Below are 17,455 nucleotides of genomic sequence, written 5' to 3'. Positions count from 1 at the left end.
TTGATTCGTTTCGCTTCAACTTATAAATAGTTTCTAAATCAGTTTTCCTTCATCGGTTGGTTGGCGTTCCATTTCAGTTCTAGATTTTTTCAAAAACCCTAACATCAATGCTGTAACCACCGTTCCAGAAACGATTGCCACGACATACATCAACGGATTGTTCAATACATTGGGAATCGGTAAGATCCAGATACCACCATGTGGAGCTAATGAAGTTACGCCGACACCCATTGATATTGCAGCAGCGGTTGCTGAACCTGCCATCAAACTAGGTATTACTCGTAATGGGTCAGCGACAGCAAATGGAATCGCACCTTCAGTAATATAAGATAATCCCAAAACCCAGCAAGACTGAGCAGAAGTTCGTTCTTCTTGAGTAAATTTTTGCTTAAACAAGATAGAAGCCAAGGCAATGCCTAGAGGAGGTGTCATCCCGGCAGCCATACAAGCCGCAATTGGTGCATTAACTCCTGCCGACATCAAACCAATACTAAAGGTTGAAATCGATTTATTGATGGGACCGCCCATATCAGCTGCCATCATAATGCCTATCAGTAAGCCGAATACCACACCACTCGTAGAACCAAGTCCATTAAGCCAATTCGTCAAAGCATCCAATACATAAGAGATTGGTTTATCAATGAAATAAAACATGGCAAAGCCAGTCACAGCAACTGAGATCAAAGGAACAATAATCAACTGATATAGTGCCGCAAATGATTTTGCTACTGTTACTTTATTCGCTAAATAATCCGTAGCATACCCAGCGAGTAAACCACCAACCATCCCACCTAAAAAACCAGATCCTCCACTTGCCGCCATCGTTCCCGCAACCAAACCAGCGGCAAAGCCCGGTCTACCGGCAACGGAAGTGGCAATTCCTGCTGCAAGTGCAGGAACCATCAATGCAAAAGCCGTATTCCCACCAATTGTGCTTAAAACTTCGGCAATTTGATTGTATGATGGATCGCTAGGATCAGCTGCATTGATCCCAAAAGCAAAACTAAACGCAATTAAAATTCCACCAGCAATAACCAAAGGCAACATGTAATTAACGCCATTCATGAAATGATTATAAATGCCAGCTTTCTTTCCGGATTCGTTTGAAACATGCTCGCCTTGGGCAATCGTGGTCACTTCTAACCCATCAATTGCCTCTTGGATCACTTTTTCTGGTTCTCTGATTGCTCTTGCGGTTGACACTCTTTTAACTTTTTTTCCAGCAAATCGGTCGGTCTGTACTTCTTTGTCAACCGCTAAAATGACAACCTCTGCCTGTTGAATTTCTTCTGTACTCAAAATGTTTTCGACTTTTACTCCTTGTGTCTCGATTTTGATTGTATATCCCAATGATTTTGCCGTTTTTTCCAGTTTTTCAGCAGCCATATACGTATGCGCAATTCCAGTCGGACAAGCAGAAATACCGACAATTTTCATACAGGTTCCCTCTTTTCTGATTGATTTGATTGAATATTATTAATAATATCTGAGGCGTCTTTTGCCTTCTTTACTGCATTTCGAAATCCTTCGTGCATCAACAATCGTGCGAGATTGCTTAAGATGATTAAATGATCGTCAGTACTCTTTTCAGGTACTGCGATGACAAAAGAATAGGTGACAGCCGTTCCGTCAATTGCTTGATAATCAGTAATTGGACTCGACTTTACGAAGGCGATTGCGGGCCTTAGTACTGCCTTACTTTTTGCATGAGGAATACCAAAATGATCTTCAATCCCAGTAGAGGTTTGTTTCTCGCGACGAAATAAATCTTTTTTGTACTTCTTTATATTACTGATAACTCCTGAGGACTCGAATAAAACAGATGCTTGAGTAAACAATTCTTCTTTTGTCCGAATTTGCTCATCAAATAAAATGAATCGTTCATCAATCAGTTGACCGATATCCAATTTCAACACCTCCATTTTTTGTAATCGTTTTCGAAAACTTGCCTAAACTATACCATCGTGAACTAAACAGTTCAATGCTATGAGCTATTTAATGCAAATAGACGAAAAAAAGTGGAATACGTTCATAAAAATGATCTATAAAAGTCAAAAAAAAGAACAAAGAACGACAAATCATCGTCCATTGTTCTCTTATTTCGATTAATTCCTAAACTATACTAAAAAAATTTTTAAAAGAAGAACCGTAAGTAAATCTCTACTTTTCTTCCATTCCCGATCTCTACACTTACAAGTCATTCTTTCGAATCAACTCTCATGTAATAAAACATATATCAACGTTTCACCCCACGTTGATAGGAATCATTGTACGCTTGAAAGGACTTATCGTGAAGTTTAGCCGCTGCATCTGCCAACCAGTTGACATTTCTGATCAACGCGCGGCCTTGTAAAACCAAATCCACTTGATTGGTTTGCAAAAGATATTCGCAAAGATCAGGATTATCCAATAAACCGACTGCTGCTACGGGAATATCGACCACTTGCTTGATGGCTGCAGCAAAGGGCACTTGGTAGCCATCATAGATCGGAATATTAGGCTTTTTATCCACCACACCACCGGTTGAGCAATCAAGACAATCAATGCCATCTGCTTGAAGCCATTGGGCTACTTGCTGCCAATCTTCCAACGAATTTTGGCGTCCTGGTTCTTCATAGTCTGTCAGTGACAAGCGCATCCACAATGCCCCAGAAAAGACCGCCCGAACTGCTTGTACCGTTTCTTTTACAAAGCGATACCGATTCTCTAAGGAACCACCATACTGGTCGGTGCGTTGATTGACGAATGGCGAAAGAAATTGATCCATCAAGTAGCCATGAGCCCCATGAAGTTCGATCATCGCGACACCCGCATTAGCTGCTCGTTGGGCAGCCTGAACAAAACTGTCTTGCACCCGTTTGATCTCCGCCAGGGTCATTTCTGACGGTAACGGGTAGCGTTCGTTAAAGGCAACGGCACTTGGTGCCAAAGGATTGGTGGCATCAACTGCTTTTCGTCCTGCATGGCTTAGTTGGATGCCTACTTGCGCATTGAAACCATGCAGCAGTTCCACCAATTTCGTCAGTTCTGTTTGCTGTTCTTCATTCCATAACCCTAGATCATTGTTTGTGATTCGTCCGTCTGGTTCAACGGCAGTTGCTTCGATAATGATCAATCCGGCTTTGCTTAATGCTCGTGCCCCATAGTGAACAAAATGAAAGGGCTCCGCAACACCGTCTTCTTTTTTTACTTCATACATACACATCGGCGACATAACGACGCGGTTGGCCAATGTTAAATTCGCTAGCTTCACTGGTGACAATAGTTTGGACATGTTGACACTCCCTCAACGATTTTTCGCTTTGTATTTTTCTCTATATTCAGTATAAACAGCCCCTTCAAAAACACAAGCAATGACCCTTTTTCTCATTTTTAAAACAAAAAAATAGACGCATTCTGCTTGCTCCCATGACATTGGAACAATCAGCTGCCTCTTCCCACTATTATTATACCGCATCCAGAGTCAAAAAAATAGACTAGTATTTTTGGTGGATGCCCGTATAATTGAGTTACTTTGGAGAATGGATGTGAGTCTGAATGAACAACCTAAAGGCTGAAAAGAAGCATCTCGCAGACACGTACCAGCAATTGCTAACACGAAAGACAGTGCTGAACAGTTTCTTGACTGAAGGCAGAAAAAAAGATCGCCTTGCGATGCAAAGCATCGGCGAAGAGATTCGCTTAAACTTTGATAATTTTGCTGACCGTTTAGATACTTTTGCTGCCATCGAAAGTAAGAATCGTGAGATCGACCAAATGAACGCCGCTCTTCAATCTGCTGAACGTGAATTAGCTGCCATCGACCGTCTTCTGGATAGTCCCTACTTTGGTAAAATCTCCCTACAATTTGAAGATGAGGAAACGATAGAAGATTTTTACATTGGGATCAATGGTTTTGTTAATGAAAATAAGGAAGGGCTGATCTATGATTGGCGCTCCCCAATTGCCGAATTGTTCTATGCCAAACGCTTGGGTCCGGTCTCTTATCAAGTGAACAATCAGACGATTTCTGCCGTTCTTGAACAACGCCGTCAATTTATTATCGAAAAAGATCAATTGAAGCAAGCCTTTGATACCTCAGTGGCGATTCAAGATGACGTGTTACTGGCAGCCCTTGAAGCCAATAATAGCCAAAAAATGCAGGATATCACTGCTTCGATCCAACACGAACAAAACGTCATCATCCGTGACTTAGCGCATAAAAACCTACTGGTCAACGGTGTTGCTGGAAGCGGAAAAACTTCTGCTGTCATGCAGCGGATCGCCTTTTTGCTGTACCATTTTCGTGAAGAGATGACCGCAGAGAATGTCTTGATCCTCTCCCCGAATTCGCGGTTTATTGATTATATTTCGCAAGTGCTGCCTTCCCTCGGTGAAAAAAATCCATTGACGTTGACCATGCGGCAGTTTTGCCAAGCATTTCCTAGCGTTGACTTAGAATCGGAAGAGGCTTATTTTGACCGCATCCAGCAAGCACCCAGTGAAGCAATCGAACTTTTACGCAGTGCTGACTTCAGCCGCTTTCTTCAATCCTTGAGCAAACAGCTGCCAGAAGAACTTGTGCTTCAGTTTAAACCAATCAAAAGAAAAAACGTCGTCCTTTTTTCTGAAGAAACGATCGACACTTTCTTCCAAGAAACACCGAAACAGGCACCCTTGCGCGATCGCATCCAAGCTGTCAAAAAGAAATTGGCTTACGCTTGGGAGGAACGATTGCAAAAAAATGCCTTAGCAGCGAATGTTCACGACCAAGTTCGTTCTTTGACTGAAGATGAACAACGACCCCTTTTAGGGACAGTTTTAAAAGATGATTCAGAAAAAACGATTCAGAAAGCAGCCCTTCGCCTCCTAAAGAAAAAATATGCAAAAGTTACGAAACAAATCAACGACCTTACGTGGTTTGATACGAAACAATTGTTAGCAGACAGTGCCGACTATTTTACTCATGGACAGATCACTTTGACGCAAACAACAGATAGTTTGGATTATACTGTTTGTCTATTGCTGATACGTCATTTGGTGGCCGAAAAACAACCTGTCCCTGCTTTGCGCTATCTCTTTATCGACGAAGTCCAAGATTATACGCCAGCACAACTGCAGTTTCTATTATGTCTTTTTCCTATGACCGCTTTCACCCTCGTGGGGGATCAGCAACAGGCGATTTTTACAAGTGCCATCACCGTATCAGAAATCCAAACGATATTTCAACAACAGGCGAAATCCCTCGAAACGTATCAGCTGACTACGAGTTATCGGTCTAGCGGTGTAATCACACGGTTATTTGCTCAAATGCTACCAAAAGAAACCAATTTAAAAATCTCTGCCGTTCGACCAGCAGGAAAGTTGCCACAGTTTTATGCCAATCTGACTGACGTTGCCTTGGTAGACATAGTAAAGGAACTTAAGCAGCCAGTAACGATCATCACAAAAGATAGTCGATCCAGTGAAGAGCTTAAACAATTCTTCGATAAACAGGCCGTGTCATTTCATGGAACGGTTTTACCGATTCATCTTGCCAAAGGATTGGAATTTAAGCAGGTTCTTTTATATGATGTTTCAGCAGAAAATTATCATACCGATCAAGATCAGCGGATTCTCTATACGGCGATTTCTCGTGCAATGGAAGAACTGATGGTAACTTCAAAAACGACCTTTTCACCGTTTCTCACTATTTGATAGTAGAACGAGAAACCTCCTATTTTCTATAGAATCTTGATAAGATTTGAGAGAACCCTGTCTTGTCTCTCTGGGTAATTCTCTTGTCTGACCGATTTAGAAAGCGATCGATCAAATAAAAAAGCATCAACGCGATTGCGTTGATGCTTTGCTTTTGATTTGATTAGCGATGGATGTAAGTATATCCAGATGCGCTCAATGTTGCAGTGTTTGGTCCACCAGGACTGTCAAAGCCCATTCCGCCTTGAGAGATCGTGATCGTATTGTTTGATGGGTTGTATGATTCAACATAGGCTACGTGACCATAAGTTGGATCAGCAGTCCAAACGCCACCAACTGATTGACCAGCGGCAAAGACTACAACAGCACCGGCTGCTGGTGTACCATTGACAGTGTACCCATCAGCTGCAGCTGACGCACCCCATTGGGCCCCGTTACCCCAGTAAGTACCTACCCAAGGAGCGCGGTTTTTCACGTACCAAGTACATTGACCCCAAGCATACATGTTCCCTGAGCTTGAATGATCTTTTCCGCCGCCTGTAGAAGTACTTCCGGTAGAATCATTGTTTGATGAAGAGTTTGAACCTGAGTTACTTGAACTTGAATTGCTTGAACCATTGTTCGAAGAGCTTGTGTTCGATGAACTTGAGCTGTTAGAACTGCTAGTATTGCTTGAACTTGAGCTTGTGTTGCTTGAAGAACTACTTGTTGCTGTTTCAGTAGAAGCAACTGTATTTTCTGTCGTGCTCTCTGTTGATTGGGCAGCAGCTTCTTCTTGTGCTTCTTTCAAAGCAGCAGCTTGTCTTTCTTCTTCTGCTTTTTGAGCAGCAGCAGCTTCTTGTTGTTCTTTCAAGATACGGGCTTTTTCAGCTTCCGCTTCTTGTTTTTTCTTGTTCAATGCATCTTTGTCTTTTTCAGCAGTTGCTTGTTCTGCTGCTAAGTTTGCTTTCAAGACATTTAAATCAGCTTGTTTTGCTGCAATGGCATCTTTTTGTTGGCTAAGTTCTGCTTGGTTTGCAGCAACTTCTTGGATCTTGCTTTCGTTTTCTTTGACTTTGTCTTCAACATCTTGTTTGTCTTGTTTTTGTTGTTCAACTAAATCATTGTTTGCATTGACGATCGTTGTCATCGCTTGTACGCGACCGATAACATCCGTTAAAGAATCTGCTTCTAAAACAGCATCAATGAAATTGGTGCTTTGACCGTTAACTTGTACATCACGGGCTTGCTTTTGAATTGCTTCTTCACGTTTGGCAATACGCAATTTCAATGTTGCGATTTTGTCTTGCAATTTCTCAGCTTCTTGACCTAACTCAACTTGTTTTGCTTCTAATGAAGCAACTTTTGCACTCACTGTTTCAATTTCTGCTTCTAGAGAATCGATCTGTGATTGGGCGTCAGCTTGCTGACCTTTAAGAGAATTGATTTTTTGGTCTTGCTGCTCGATTTGATCATCAATGGAATCTGCAAATGCTAATGCAGGTGCTGCAACTGCGGTTAATGTTAGTGAACACACCATTAATGCTGATAACAAACTATTCTTCACTCGTTTTTCCTCCGACTAGCTGGTTGATTTGACAGATGAACTGCCTTTATAAAAACTTAATTTTGTCTAAGAAAGTTTAATGTTCGATTTAACGACAAATGAATTCTACCATAATGATATGACACACAGATAAAGGAAATGTTACAAAAATGTTTCAATCTAACACTTCCTTTATCTCAGCGATAAATAACAGAACAATTAAAGACCGTTAAATCAATGTTTCTGAATGAAACACCGCGTTTTCTTTTCATTTTCAAAAAATGATGTTCTTTCTATTTTAGTTATTTTTATCACATAAAAGCACCTAAATAAGAGCACTTATAGTTTTTTCGGAATTATCTTAACAAGAAAAACTATGAAAACAAGAAATCTTTCAAAAAAAGACCCTTTATGTGACAAGATTCCTTTTCCTTCCTATAATAAATAAAACAAGCGAGGAGGGAATCGCGATTCGTACACACAAAAAATGGTTTTGGCCATTGGCACTTCTTACACTTTTTGTCACCTGTTTCCTGTTATTCTTTCAATTTCGTAAGGTGCATGAAGCCGATACACCTTTGCAACAGGCAAGCAACAGTGAGTTTTGGCTCTTAAGTGATATTCATTTTCTTTCCTCCACGCTTCATGATAATGGCGAAGCCTTTCAGACCTTCACGCAAGGAGCTGCTGGCAAAGAGATGATGTATCAAGAACAATCAATCGAGGCCTTCACCGCTCAAGCCTTAAAGGAGAAACCAACGGGAATTATTTTGACCGGTGATATGACGCTCAATGGCGAGAAAGCAAGTGCTCAAGAGTTGGCAAGATTGCTTGAACCATTGCAAGAAGCTGGCATTATGGTTTTAGCATTACCTGGCAACCACGAGATTTACAATGGTTGGGCGCGAGCATTTCAAGGTGAAAAGGAATACTATGCCGATCAAATCAGTCCTGAGGATTTTCAAACGATTTTTGCTGAAGGTTACGAAAAAGCCAACAGTATCGACAAGTCTTCCCTTAGCTACAGCATTCAGTTAAATGACAAGTATCGCCTCTTTTTACTAGATTCATGTATCTACGATTCTGAGGTTAATTGGGATGAGCCTACAACGAATGGTGAGTTGAAACCAGCTACTCTAACCTGGTTGGAGGAGCAATTAACCCTGACAAAAGAAGCAGAGCAAGTACCACTGGTCTTTTTACACCATAACTTGTTCAGTCATAATAAATTGTTACAAGACGGTTATGTTCTCAACAACGCCTCTGAGACTGTCGCTTTGTTGGAACGCTTCAACGTGCCAGCCGTTTTCTCTGGTCATATCCACATTCAAGACATTAACGAAGGGAATGATTCGCTTTATGAAGCAGTCACTGGGTCTTATTCAACAGCAGAATTAGGCTACGGCGTCCTTTCTCTTTCTGACAAAGATATCGACTACGAAGCTCGGCAGATTGATCTCGATGCTTGGGCGGCTGAAACGAAGCAAACTGATGAACAGTTACTGGACTATCAAAACTACCAGAAAAATATTTTTGAAAATGACACCGACCAACTGGTCCGCGACCAATTGTCCGCCGTGTCTGAACTGTCAGAAGCCCAGATCACACAACTTTGCACGTTTGTCACGAAGCTGAACACGGCCCTTTTTACTGGCAATGATACTTACTCAGTCGAGGAAATAGCTGCCATCAAAGACTCCGAGGAGTATCAGTGGTTAGCGACCTATTCTTACTTTTTGAAGCAATATGTCGACTCAATGCTCGACGATCAAACCGATGATCGCAAGCTGACGATCCCCCTCACAGCAGAATAAAGCCAAAAAGTGTCTTCTTCCTTTCTTTTAGGAAAAAGACACTTTTTCTTTTCTAATGAACGATAGCCCTCTCGTTTGGGTAAACGAGAAGGCTATCTGACGAGTCAATATTTATTCTTTGAAAGTGCAGCATACTATTACTACTATTATTTATTTCTCATTTAAACGATACAATCCCTAACCTCTATTGTATCCTTGTAACTCTGAAGTTACGCCAGGTTTGAATAAATTTCTTCAAAACAAGTAACGTGTGGTACAAAAATATTTGTCGCTTATCAATAACTATACCACGCAACTAGGCGCCGACGGAAGTAAACTAACTTATTCTTAATCATTACTTAAAACAAAAGGTATTGTTTTCAAACAGTGTTGCTCCTTTAAGAATTCTACGTGAAGCGATTAACCTTCCTGTCATGCATATCTGCTAACCATTCCTATAAGGGAATTCCTTTTATTCAATAGGCAAGTCGTGCTGTTTTAAGAAAGATAATTTATCCCAGTAGCCTCTTTGAAATAAAATTTTATCATTTACTATTTGAAAAAAACCGCAACCTCTCAAACCTAAGGGGTCACGCCACTCTAAAATTGCCCATTGTCCATCTTCGAAAATGTTCTCAACGATACAAACCATTTTTGCGTTAGAAAAATCTTGCTCAAACATCTGCTTGATCGCTTGTTTCCCAACAACTGGCTCATTAGCAACCTGGTGGTTTATTGCATTCTCATCATATAATTCTGAAATAATTTCTACATCTGCCTGATTAAACGCATCAACCCATTGGCAAAGTATTTCTTTTGGCTTCATATAAATCCCCCTCGAAATGTAATCATCTTTGTTCCCATCTCCAATAAAAAAAGCAGCTAATTTGTACCAATATATTCTACTTTTACAATTCATTCAAGACAATATCGATGAAACGAATAAGAAATATCGATCTTTCACATCGATTACTCTTGTATAAGTACGGGGTACCATATATTGAATCGTAGCATGTTTCGCTTTACCTGTTTCTTTATTCCATTCACATGAGTCATGCCATTTGAATCACTAGTAATCATTGCTTTTAATGGTAGCAACGCCACTAAACCTATTCAACCACTTTATTAATTTATTGAATACGGTATACAGCCCCTCTTTCTTTTTATACGCTTATCATCGAATGAGAAATCATAGGTAAGTAAACCGCGACGCTTAGGGCTAGTTGAATAGTGAAATCAAAGATGTACTATTTACCATGTCAGGTCCTCAAAACCTGCAACTATTCTCTTGTAGCAGATCATCAACACCCGATCCATTTCAATATTTATATAAAATAAAACAAAAAAAGCGAGAACCCAATGGATTCTCGCTTGTTAACGTCAATTAACCTTTAACGATGTTTGTTGCTTGTAAGCCACGTTGGCCTTCTTCAACGTCGAAAGTCACTGCTTGACCTTCTTCTAAAGTTTTGAAGCCGTCGCCTTGGATAGCTGAGAAGTGAGCAAATACATCATTGCCGTCTTCACCTGTAATAAATCCAAAACCTTTATCTGCATTAAACCATTTTACTGTACCGTTATTCATAAACGTATACCTCCATATTACACATCGACTGTGTTTATTTGTTTGTAATAGAAAATGATGTGTAATTGAAGTGTGTATCAATAGAAAAGATAAACAAGTATTAACATATCAGAACTTTACCTATTCATCATAGCATGGTTAAAATAAAATAGCAAATAAAGTTGGCTTTTTTTCTTGATAAAAAGCTAAATTGTTAAGAAACCTTATGATTAAGCCTAGCAATTGCTTTATCTGGAAGAATCAAAAATCAAAGAGTTGCGCCGTTTGAAGCAATTACTTTTTTGTACCAATCAAATGACGCTTTCTTGATGCGTTTCTTTGTGCCATTGCCTTCATCGTCTTGGTCGACGTAGATAAAACCATAGCGTTTCGACATTTGTGAGGTCGAAGCACTGATGATATCGATGCAGCCCCATGCCGTATAGCCAAAGACCTCGACGCCATCATGCAACGCTTCATTGATTTGTTCAATATGCTGACGCAGATAGTCGATTCGATAAAAATCATCGATGGTGCCATCTTCGTTTACGACATCCTCTGCTCCCAAACCGTTTTCGGCAATAAACAAAGGTTTTTGGTAGCGATCATAGAGTTGATTCAATGCTGTTCGCAACCCTTTGGGATCGATCTGCCAACCCCATTTACTGCTTGGCAAATAGGGGTTTTTGATCCCACCAGTAATCAAATTCCCGACAGCACTTTCCAATCGTTCTGGATGCGCGCTGACTGCACTGGACATATAGTAACTGAAGGAAACAAAATCCACAGGGTTTTCCCGGATGACTTCTAAATCTCCTGGTTCGATCACCAATTCCACTCCTTTTTCTTCAAACATGCGGTTGGCATATGCTGGATAATAGCCTCTTGCCTGCACATCACTGAAAAAGAGTGAGGTTCGTTGACTTTCGACTGTTTTTTGGACATCATCTGGATCACAGCTGTACGGCGTTAATAATTGATAGCTGATCATACAGCCGACCTTGGCATCGGGAATCAATCGATGGCAAAAGTCAGTCACGATTGCGCTGGCGACAAATTGATGGTGCGCCCCTTGGTACTTGTCTTGTTCAATATTTGGATGGCCTTCTTCAATGATCCCAACACTAACATATGGATGGTGTTTGACACAGTTGATTTCATTAAAAGTCACCCAGTATTTGACTTTCTTTTGGTATCGCTCAATCACGGTCTTGGCAAAACGGACATAAAAGTCGATCACTTGCCGATTCGGCCATCCTCCATACTCAGTCACTAAATACAAAGGCATCTCATAATGGGATAGTGATACCACTGGTTCAATCCCATACTTCAAACATTCATCAAAGACTGCGTCGTAAAATGCCAATCCAGCTTCGTTTGGCTCTACCTCATTCCCCTTTGGAAAGATCCGTGTCCAAGCAATTGACATCCGATAGGCTTTGAAGCCCATCTCAGCAAATAAGCGAATATCTTCTTTAAAGTGATGATAAAAATCGATGCCCTGTCTTTTCGGATAGTATTTCGTGCTGTTAGGATCCTGTGCTTCTGCAACTTGCTGATGAGTCATCATATGCCATTGGTCAGTCCAACGTTCTTTCGGCATTGAGGAATCGAACAGATAGACATCAGAAACCGACAAGCCTTTTCCATCGATCCCAGAACCTCCTTCAACTTGGTTGGCAGCTGTTGCTCCCCCCCAGAGGAAATCTTTTGGAAAATAACTTTTCATTTTACTTGCCGCCTTTCAAAAATGATTCGTACGCCAACGCTTCCCCATTCGTGGCGATCACTTGCTGATAATACGCAAAACTAGCTTTTTTCTTGCGGGAAAGATCTCCGCTACCATCATTTTGCTTATCGACATAGATAAAGCCGTATCGTTTTTCCATCTCTCCTGTCCCCGCAGAAACGATATCGATCGGTCCCCACCATGTATAGCCTAGAATCGTTGCGCCATCTTTGATCGATTCCGCCATTGCCTTTACATGGTCTTTCAAATAAGCCATCCGTTCTTCATCGACGATCGATCCATCTTCATTGACAACATCCTTTAAACCAATTCCGTTTTCAACGATAAATAATGGTTTTTGATAGCGATCAGTCAATTCGCTGCAAACATAGCGTAATGCCAACGGATCGATCGGCCATCCCCAAGCAGTTTCTTTTAGGTAAGGATTCTTTTTCCCCAATAATCCGCCAGTATTACCTAAAATTTTCATGCCCGCTTCATGTAATGAGCTGCGGTAAAAACTAAAGCCTAAATAATCGCAGGTCCCCGCTTTAATGATCGCTAGATCTTCTTCTGTAATGTCCAGCAACAGATGATTATCCTTCACGATGCGGTCGAAGTATTCAGGATACGCTCCTCGCAATTGCACATCACTATAAAACAAAGAACGACGGCGCAGTTGATACGATTCAAAAACATCTTGCGGGTTGCACGTTGCAGGATAAATCGGACTCAGTGACAGCATACAGCCAATCTGATTGTTTTCATCTACTGCCTTCCCATTCAGAACTGCTTTGGCACTTGCAACAAACATATTATGACTCGCTTGATAAAGTGCCTGTAATTTTTCTTCTTCAGTCTCGAAAGAAAACACATCGATACCTGCTGCGAGTAAAGGGATCGTATGGGTATGGTTGATTTCATTGAAAGTCATCCAATATTTCACTTTCCCTTTATAGCGTGCAAAAACCACTTTTGTATACCGATCAAAAAAATCGATCAGTGCACGATTTTGCCAACCACCATATTTCGTTACCAAATGCAGTGGTGTCTCAAAGTGAGCTAACGTAACAACTGGTTGGATCCCTTTTTCATTCAAGGCATCAAATAAATCGTCATAAAATTGTAAACCTGCTTCATTCGGTTCCGTCTCATCCCCATTCGGAAAAATGCGACTCCAAGCAATTGAGGTACGCAAACACTTCAAGCCCATTTCCGCAAACAGTTCAATGTCTTCTGGGTACCGATGATAAAAGTCGATGGCTTCATGGCTCGGATAAAAGTTTTCCTCTTCAAGCTGCAGTGAAACTTGCTCAATACGTTTTTCACCAACTGGTAAAATATCTGCTACGCTTAATCCTTTTCCTCCTTCCAAATAAGCTCCTTCGGCTTGATTTGCGGCGATTGCGCCGCCCCATAGGAAATTTTTTGGAAATACACTCATGAAATCGCTCCTTTTAATAAATCATTTGCTACCAATGCGGTAACGTCTTTTTTCGCTTGATCCACAACTGTCAATGCATCTTCTTTGATCACACTGGTAAAGACCAACATGGTTGTCGGATCATATCCTTTTCCAATAATTTTTGCTAAGTCAAAGGTGCCAATTTTTTGCCCCTTCACGACTTGATCCCCTTGTTTCACCGAAATCTCAAACACGCCTTTTGCTAAATCAACCGTGTCTAAGCCGATATGAACCAACACTTCCGTCCCAGCAGCTGATTGGATCCCAAAAGCATGTCCAGTTGGAAACACTGTCACAACCGTACCAGTAAGTGGTGCATAAATATAGCCGGCTGATGGATAAACGGCTAATCCATCTCCCATTGCTCGAGAAGAAAATACTTCATCTTTGACATCATCAAGCGTGATCGCTTCACCAGCAACTGGTGTCATCACTTGCAGCCCTGCACCTTCTTCTAAAACAGGTTCTAGCGTTTCTTCAAATCCTAATACATAGGTCAAAATAGCAGTACCGAAGAACGCAAAGGCAATGCCGATCAAATAGTACACAAAGGTGTCCCCAAAGAAAGCTGGCAATGTCGTCAATGCTGGAAAAACATAGACGATGGCCTTGGTTTGCATCATGCCCATAAACGCACCAGCAATGGCACCAACGATGGTTTGAGCAATCAACGGCTTTTTAAATTTTACCGAAAGTCCATAGACGATGGGCTCTGTAATTCCTCCAAGCAATGCTGGAAGCAAGGAAGATAGCGCCAGGCCTTTGGTTTCTTTTCTGCGAGAGCGTAAAAATACACCTAAAGCAACCCCAGCACTCGCAAATGTTGCTGCTGCGATCATCGGGCGCAGCGTATCATAGCCATATACCGCTAAGTTATTGACCATGATCGGTACAACTCCCCAATGGATCCCGATCATTACTAAGAATGTCCAACCGCCACCGATCAACAAGCCAGCCAACAGCCCACTCTTATCGCTGATAAAGTTCATGGCATTGCCTAAACCGTCCCCAAGCATTACACCGACCGGTCCAATGATCAAAACAGTCAGAGGCACCATGATCAAAAGAGCCACTAGCGATAGAGCAAAAATCTCGATACTCTTAGGAATGATCCGTTTGAGTAGGCGTTCCAAGTGCGAGTAGATATAGATCGAAACGATCGCTGGAATCACGGTACCCGAATACCCCATCAGCACAGCTGGGATGCCAAAGAAATCAACCGTCACACCGTTTTCCGTCACCATTGCTGTAAAATTCGGCTCCAGCAACGCCCCAACGATTGCTAAAGCAATAAACATATTGACTTTGAAAATCCGCGCTGCACTGATCGCTAAAAATAAAGGCAAGAAATAAAAGACACTATTGCCAGCAGCAGCTAATATTTTATAGGTGCTTCCTTCTGCGTCCATCAAATGATAGGTCGTAAAAACAACTAGTAAAGCTTTCAACATCCCTGCCCCTGCAAGCGCAACAATGATTGGATTAAAGATCGCAGACAATACATTGAAGAATCGGATAAATACATTGCCTTGTTTTTCTGTTGATTCTTCGGCATCTCCATCACTTTCCAAAGCGTTTTGGATCGAATACTTGCTCATGATCGTTTGAAAAACATCTGCCACATGATTCCCGATCACGACTTGAAACTGGCCATTTCCTTCAATGACTGACAATACCCCATCAAGCTGCTGAATTTTGTTCTTATTTTTTCGTGCCAACTCGACATCTTTCAACTTAAAACGCAATCTAGTGATGCAATGATACAGGCTAACGATATTTTGTTCCCCACCGACCTGTGCTATAATTTCACTAGCAAGTTTTGAATAATCTTTTGCCAAATGACTCACTCCCGTGTTTGATTTATAAAGCGCTTTATGGCGTTACTATAGCAGATTTTTTTCTCTCACCTGCGAAAGTTCGCAATTTGGAAACTGCTTACAAGAAAGGAAAGAAAATGGGCCTCTTAATCATTCGTTTATTGAATCTTTTAAATAATGCACCCACTGATTCCACCAACTACTATATCGGTTTGACCATGATCAACTATTACGATCAGATCCAAACTCTAAGTATTGGTGAATTCGCCGCTCTTTGCCATGTGTCAAAGTCAACCGTTTCAAAATTCGCCCGTACCTTAGGCTTTGATGACTATGGTGATTTAAAAGACAACGCAGCTTTCATCGAGAACCGCTTCAACAATCCGCTAAATTATCGCTCGAATATTTTGTCTGCTTTGGAGCAAGAAGGCGTAGACTCCTATTTTGACGCAGTGATACAAGACATCGATTATCTGCGGCATCATCTTGATCTGCCAGCCATCGAACGGGTCGCACAAGCAATTGTTTCGCATAAAAATGTCTTTGCTTTTGGAATATTATTCTCAGAATCGGCTGCTATTGATTTCCAGATCAAACTAGCTTACAACGGCAAGTTCATTCGGACCTTCCAAGACGATCTCGTACAGGAAGAAATCATCAAATCTGCCGATGAAGAATCGCTTTTTATTATTTTTACCAATTCCGGTGACTACCTGACCAAGCAACAAATTCGAAATGGAACGCCTCGAAAAGATTTCTTTGATCGAACCAAAGCCAAAGTCATTGTGATCACCGCCAACCCACAGATCTCGGAACTTCCCTTTGTCCAAGAAGCAATCATCTTCCCTCATCAAACCCATTTCCAAACCCATGCCTTTATGTATCAGTTCATCATGGATTTGATCGTATCGAAGTTCAAGCAGTTGACTGATCGAAAGCGAATGTAGTAATGACCCTCCATTATAGAAGAAGGGCATTTCTTCCATAATGGAGGGTTCTTTGTGAATGAGATGTCTCATTCATTCGTAAGCGTCACGCATTTATTCCTAGTTTCTTTGAAATTTTTTTAATCCTAGGCTGATATTTATTAAATTTCTCCTCATTTATGTTTTTTGTTTCACAAACTTCACTTCGGTATGGTATAATCATTTTGTTTTTAAGAAAACTATGGGAATACAAAGGAGAAGGAAACATGAAAAAAACTAAAATCACTTTAATCGCTGCATCATTGCTTATGGGAGGCACTCTTTTAGCTGCATGTAGTTCAGATAACGACACAGCTGCAAGCTCATCATCAACAGCAGCTTCAACTGCTGCATCAACTGAATCATCAGATGATGTTGTTTCAACTGCTTCTATCAGTGACCAAACTTCAGTCATTGAAAAAGCATTGGGTGCAGATGGTAACTGGATCGTTGCTGTAACTGCTGACATGACATTTGATAACGATGTAACCGTTGATGGCGAATTCCATGATAAAGGCGATGACTCAGCTGATATCTACCGTAAATTTGCATTGTACTCACAAGATGAAGACCGCAACGTAACAGCTGAGTACACAGTAACTGTTCCTAAATTGATCGTTAACTCAGAAAACTTCAACATCGTTCACGGTGTAATCAAAGGTGACGTTGAAGTGAATGCAAACGGCTTTGTATTGAACGGTGCAAAAGTTGAAGGTAACGTAACATTCACTTCAAAAGAATTCCAAGATTCAGCAACACTTGACGAAGATGGCGCTTCTGTAACAGGCGACGTAACAGTTAGCGAATAATCTTTCACTGGATTTCTGTGAAATAGATGAAGAAAAAAACGAGGTTGACAAGTTGATCATTGATCCTTGTCAACTTTTTTTGTTTTTTTATAAACAATTGCATCCGCTCTCA

Annotated in this window: 13 protein-coding genes; 4 read left to right on the top strand and 9 right to left on the bottom strand. The window is 41.1% G+C overall.

Features of this window, described 5'->3' with window-relative positions; translation table 11 throughout:
* Nucleotides 1–33: 33 nt before the first annotated feature.
* The 3 genes from IGJ26_RS04035 to IGJ26_RS04025 form a co-directional block, all read right to left on the bottom strand.
* A complete protein-coding gene (locus IGJ26_RS04035) occupies nt 34–1,437 on the bottom strand; it encodes a PTS fructose transporter subunit IIC (RefSeq protein WP_008377289.1) in 1,404 nt (467 codons plus the stop codon).
* A complete protein-coding gene (locus tag IGJ26_RS04030; RefSeq protein ID WP_225869358.1) occupies nt 1,434–1,916 on the bottom strand; it encodes a PTS sugar transporter subunit IIA in 483 nt (160 codons plus the stop codon). Before IGJ26_RS04030 ends, IGJ26_RS04035 begins: the two co-directional genes overlap by 4 nt.
* 320 nt (nt 1,917–2,236) lie before the next feature.
* Nucleotides 2,237–3,274, bottom strand: a complete 1,038-nt coding sequence (locus IGJ26_RS04025; protein WP_086332109.1) for an NADH:flavin oxidoreductase/NADH oxidase — start codon at nt 3,272–3,274, stop codon at nt 2,237–2,239.
* Between the two features lie 263 nt (nt 3,275–3,537).
* On the opposite strand from IGJ26_RS04025, the gene IGJ26_RS04020 reads away from it, so the two are divergent.
* Nucleotides 3,538–5,676: a UvrD-helicase domain-containing protein gene (locus IGJ26_RS04020; RefSeq protein ID WP_194199594.1), complete on the top strand. Its 2,139-nt coding sequence runs from the start codon at nt 3,538–3,540 to the stop codon at nt 5,674–5,676.
* Nucleotides 5,677–5,839: 163 nt separating this feature from the next.
* On the opposite strand, the gene IGJ26_RS04015 is transcribed toward IGJ26_RS04020, so the two are convergent.
* Entirely contained in the window at nt 5,840–7,222 is a 1,383-nt protein-coding gene (locus IGJ26_RS04015; protein ID WP_223347066.1) for a CHAP domain-containing protein, read from the bottom strand.
* A gap of 392 nt (nt 7,223–7,614) precedes the next feature.
* Between IGJ26_RS04015 and IGJ26_RS04010 the strand changes: the two genes are divergently transcribed.
* The gene (locus tag IGJ26_RS04010; protein ID WP_087664401.1) at nt 7,615–9,015 is read left to right on the top strand and encodes a metallophosphoesterase; all 1,401 of its coding nucleotides are present in this window, start codon (nt 7,615–7,617) and stop codon (nt 9,013–9,015) included.
* 451 nt (nt 9,016–9,466) lie between these two features.
* On the opposite strand, the gene IGJ26_RS04005 is transcribed toward IGJ26_RS04010, so the two are convergent.
* The 5 genes from IGJ26_RS04005 to IGJ26_RS03985 all read right to left on the bottom strand — a co-directional run bounded on the left by IGJ26_RS04005 (nt 9,467) and on the right by IGJ26_RS03985 (nt 15,599).
* Nucleotides 9,467–9,820 carry a nuclear transport factor 2 family protein gene (locus IGJ26_RS04005; RefSeq protein ID WP_087664402.1) on the bottom strand — a complete coding sequence of 118 codons (354 nt, stop codon included), beginning with the start codon at nt 9,818–9,820 and terminating at the stop codon, nt 9,467–9,469.
* 558 nt (nt 9,821–10,378) lie between these two features.
* Nucleotides 10,379–10,579, bottom strand: a complete 201-nt coding sequence (locus IGJ26_RS04000) for a cold-shock protein (RefSeq protein WP_005225331.1) — start codon at nt 10,577–10,579, stop codon at nt 10,379–10,381.
* A 247-nt stretch (nt 10,580–10,826) separates the two neighbouring features.
* Nucleotides 10,827–12,287: a glycoside hydrolase family 1 protein gene (locus IGJ26_RS03995; protein ID WP_087664403.1), complete on the bottom strand. Its 1,461-nt coding sequence runs from the start codon at nt 12,285–12,287 to the stop codon at nt 10,827–10,829.
* Nucleotide 12,288: 1 nt separating this feature from the next.
* Nucleotides 12,289–13,731: a glycoside hydrolase family 1 protein gene (locus IGJ26_RS03990; protein WP_005237340.1), complete on the bottom strand. Its 1,443-nt coding sequence runs from the start codon at nt 13,729–13,731 to the stop codon at nt 12,289–12,291.
* Complete coding sequence (locus IGJ26_RS03985) at nt 13,728–15,599, bottom strand: beta-glucoside-specific PTS transporter subunit IIABC (protein WP_005237342.1); 1,872 nt, start codon at nt 15,597–15,599, stop codon at nt 13,728–13,730. The genes IGJ26_RS03990 and IGJ26_RS03985 overlap by 4 nt, the downstream gene beginning before the upstream one ends.
* 107 nt (nt 15,600–15,706) lie before the next feature.
* On the opposite strand from IGJ26_RS03985, the gene IGJ26_RS03980 reads away from it, so the two are divergent.
* Nucleotides 15,707–16,516, top strand: a complete 810-nt coding sequence (locus IGJ26_RS03980; RefSeq protein ID WP_008377267.1) for a MurR/RpiR family transcriptional regulator — start codon at nt 15,707–15,709, stop codon at nt 16,514–16,516.
* Nucleotides 16,517–16,761: 245 nt separating this feature from the next.
* Nucleotides 16,762–17,343, top strand: coding sequence for a polymer-forming cytoskeletal protein (locus IGJ26_RS03975; protein WP_005237347.1), 582 nt, complete (start codon nt 16,762–16,764; stop codon nt 17,341–17,343).
* The last annotated feature ends 112 nt before the right edge of the window (nt 17,344–17,455 follow it).

It is taken from the genome of Enterococcus sp. AZ095a (assembly GCF_050546735.1).
GTDB lineage: Bacteria > Bacillota > Bacilli > Lactobacillales > Enterococcaceae > Enterococcus_D > Enterococcus_D entomosocium.
The sequence above is the reverse complement of the archived record's forward strand: the minus strand, read 5'-3'. Positions and strand labels throughout refer to the sequence as shown.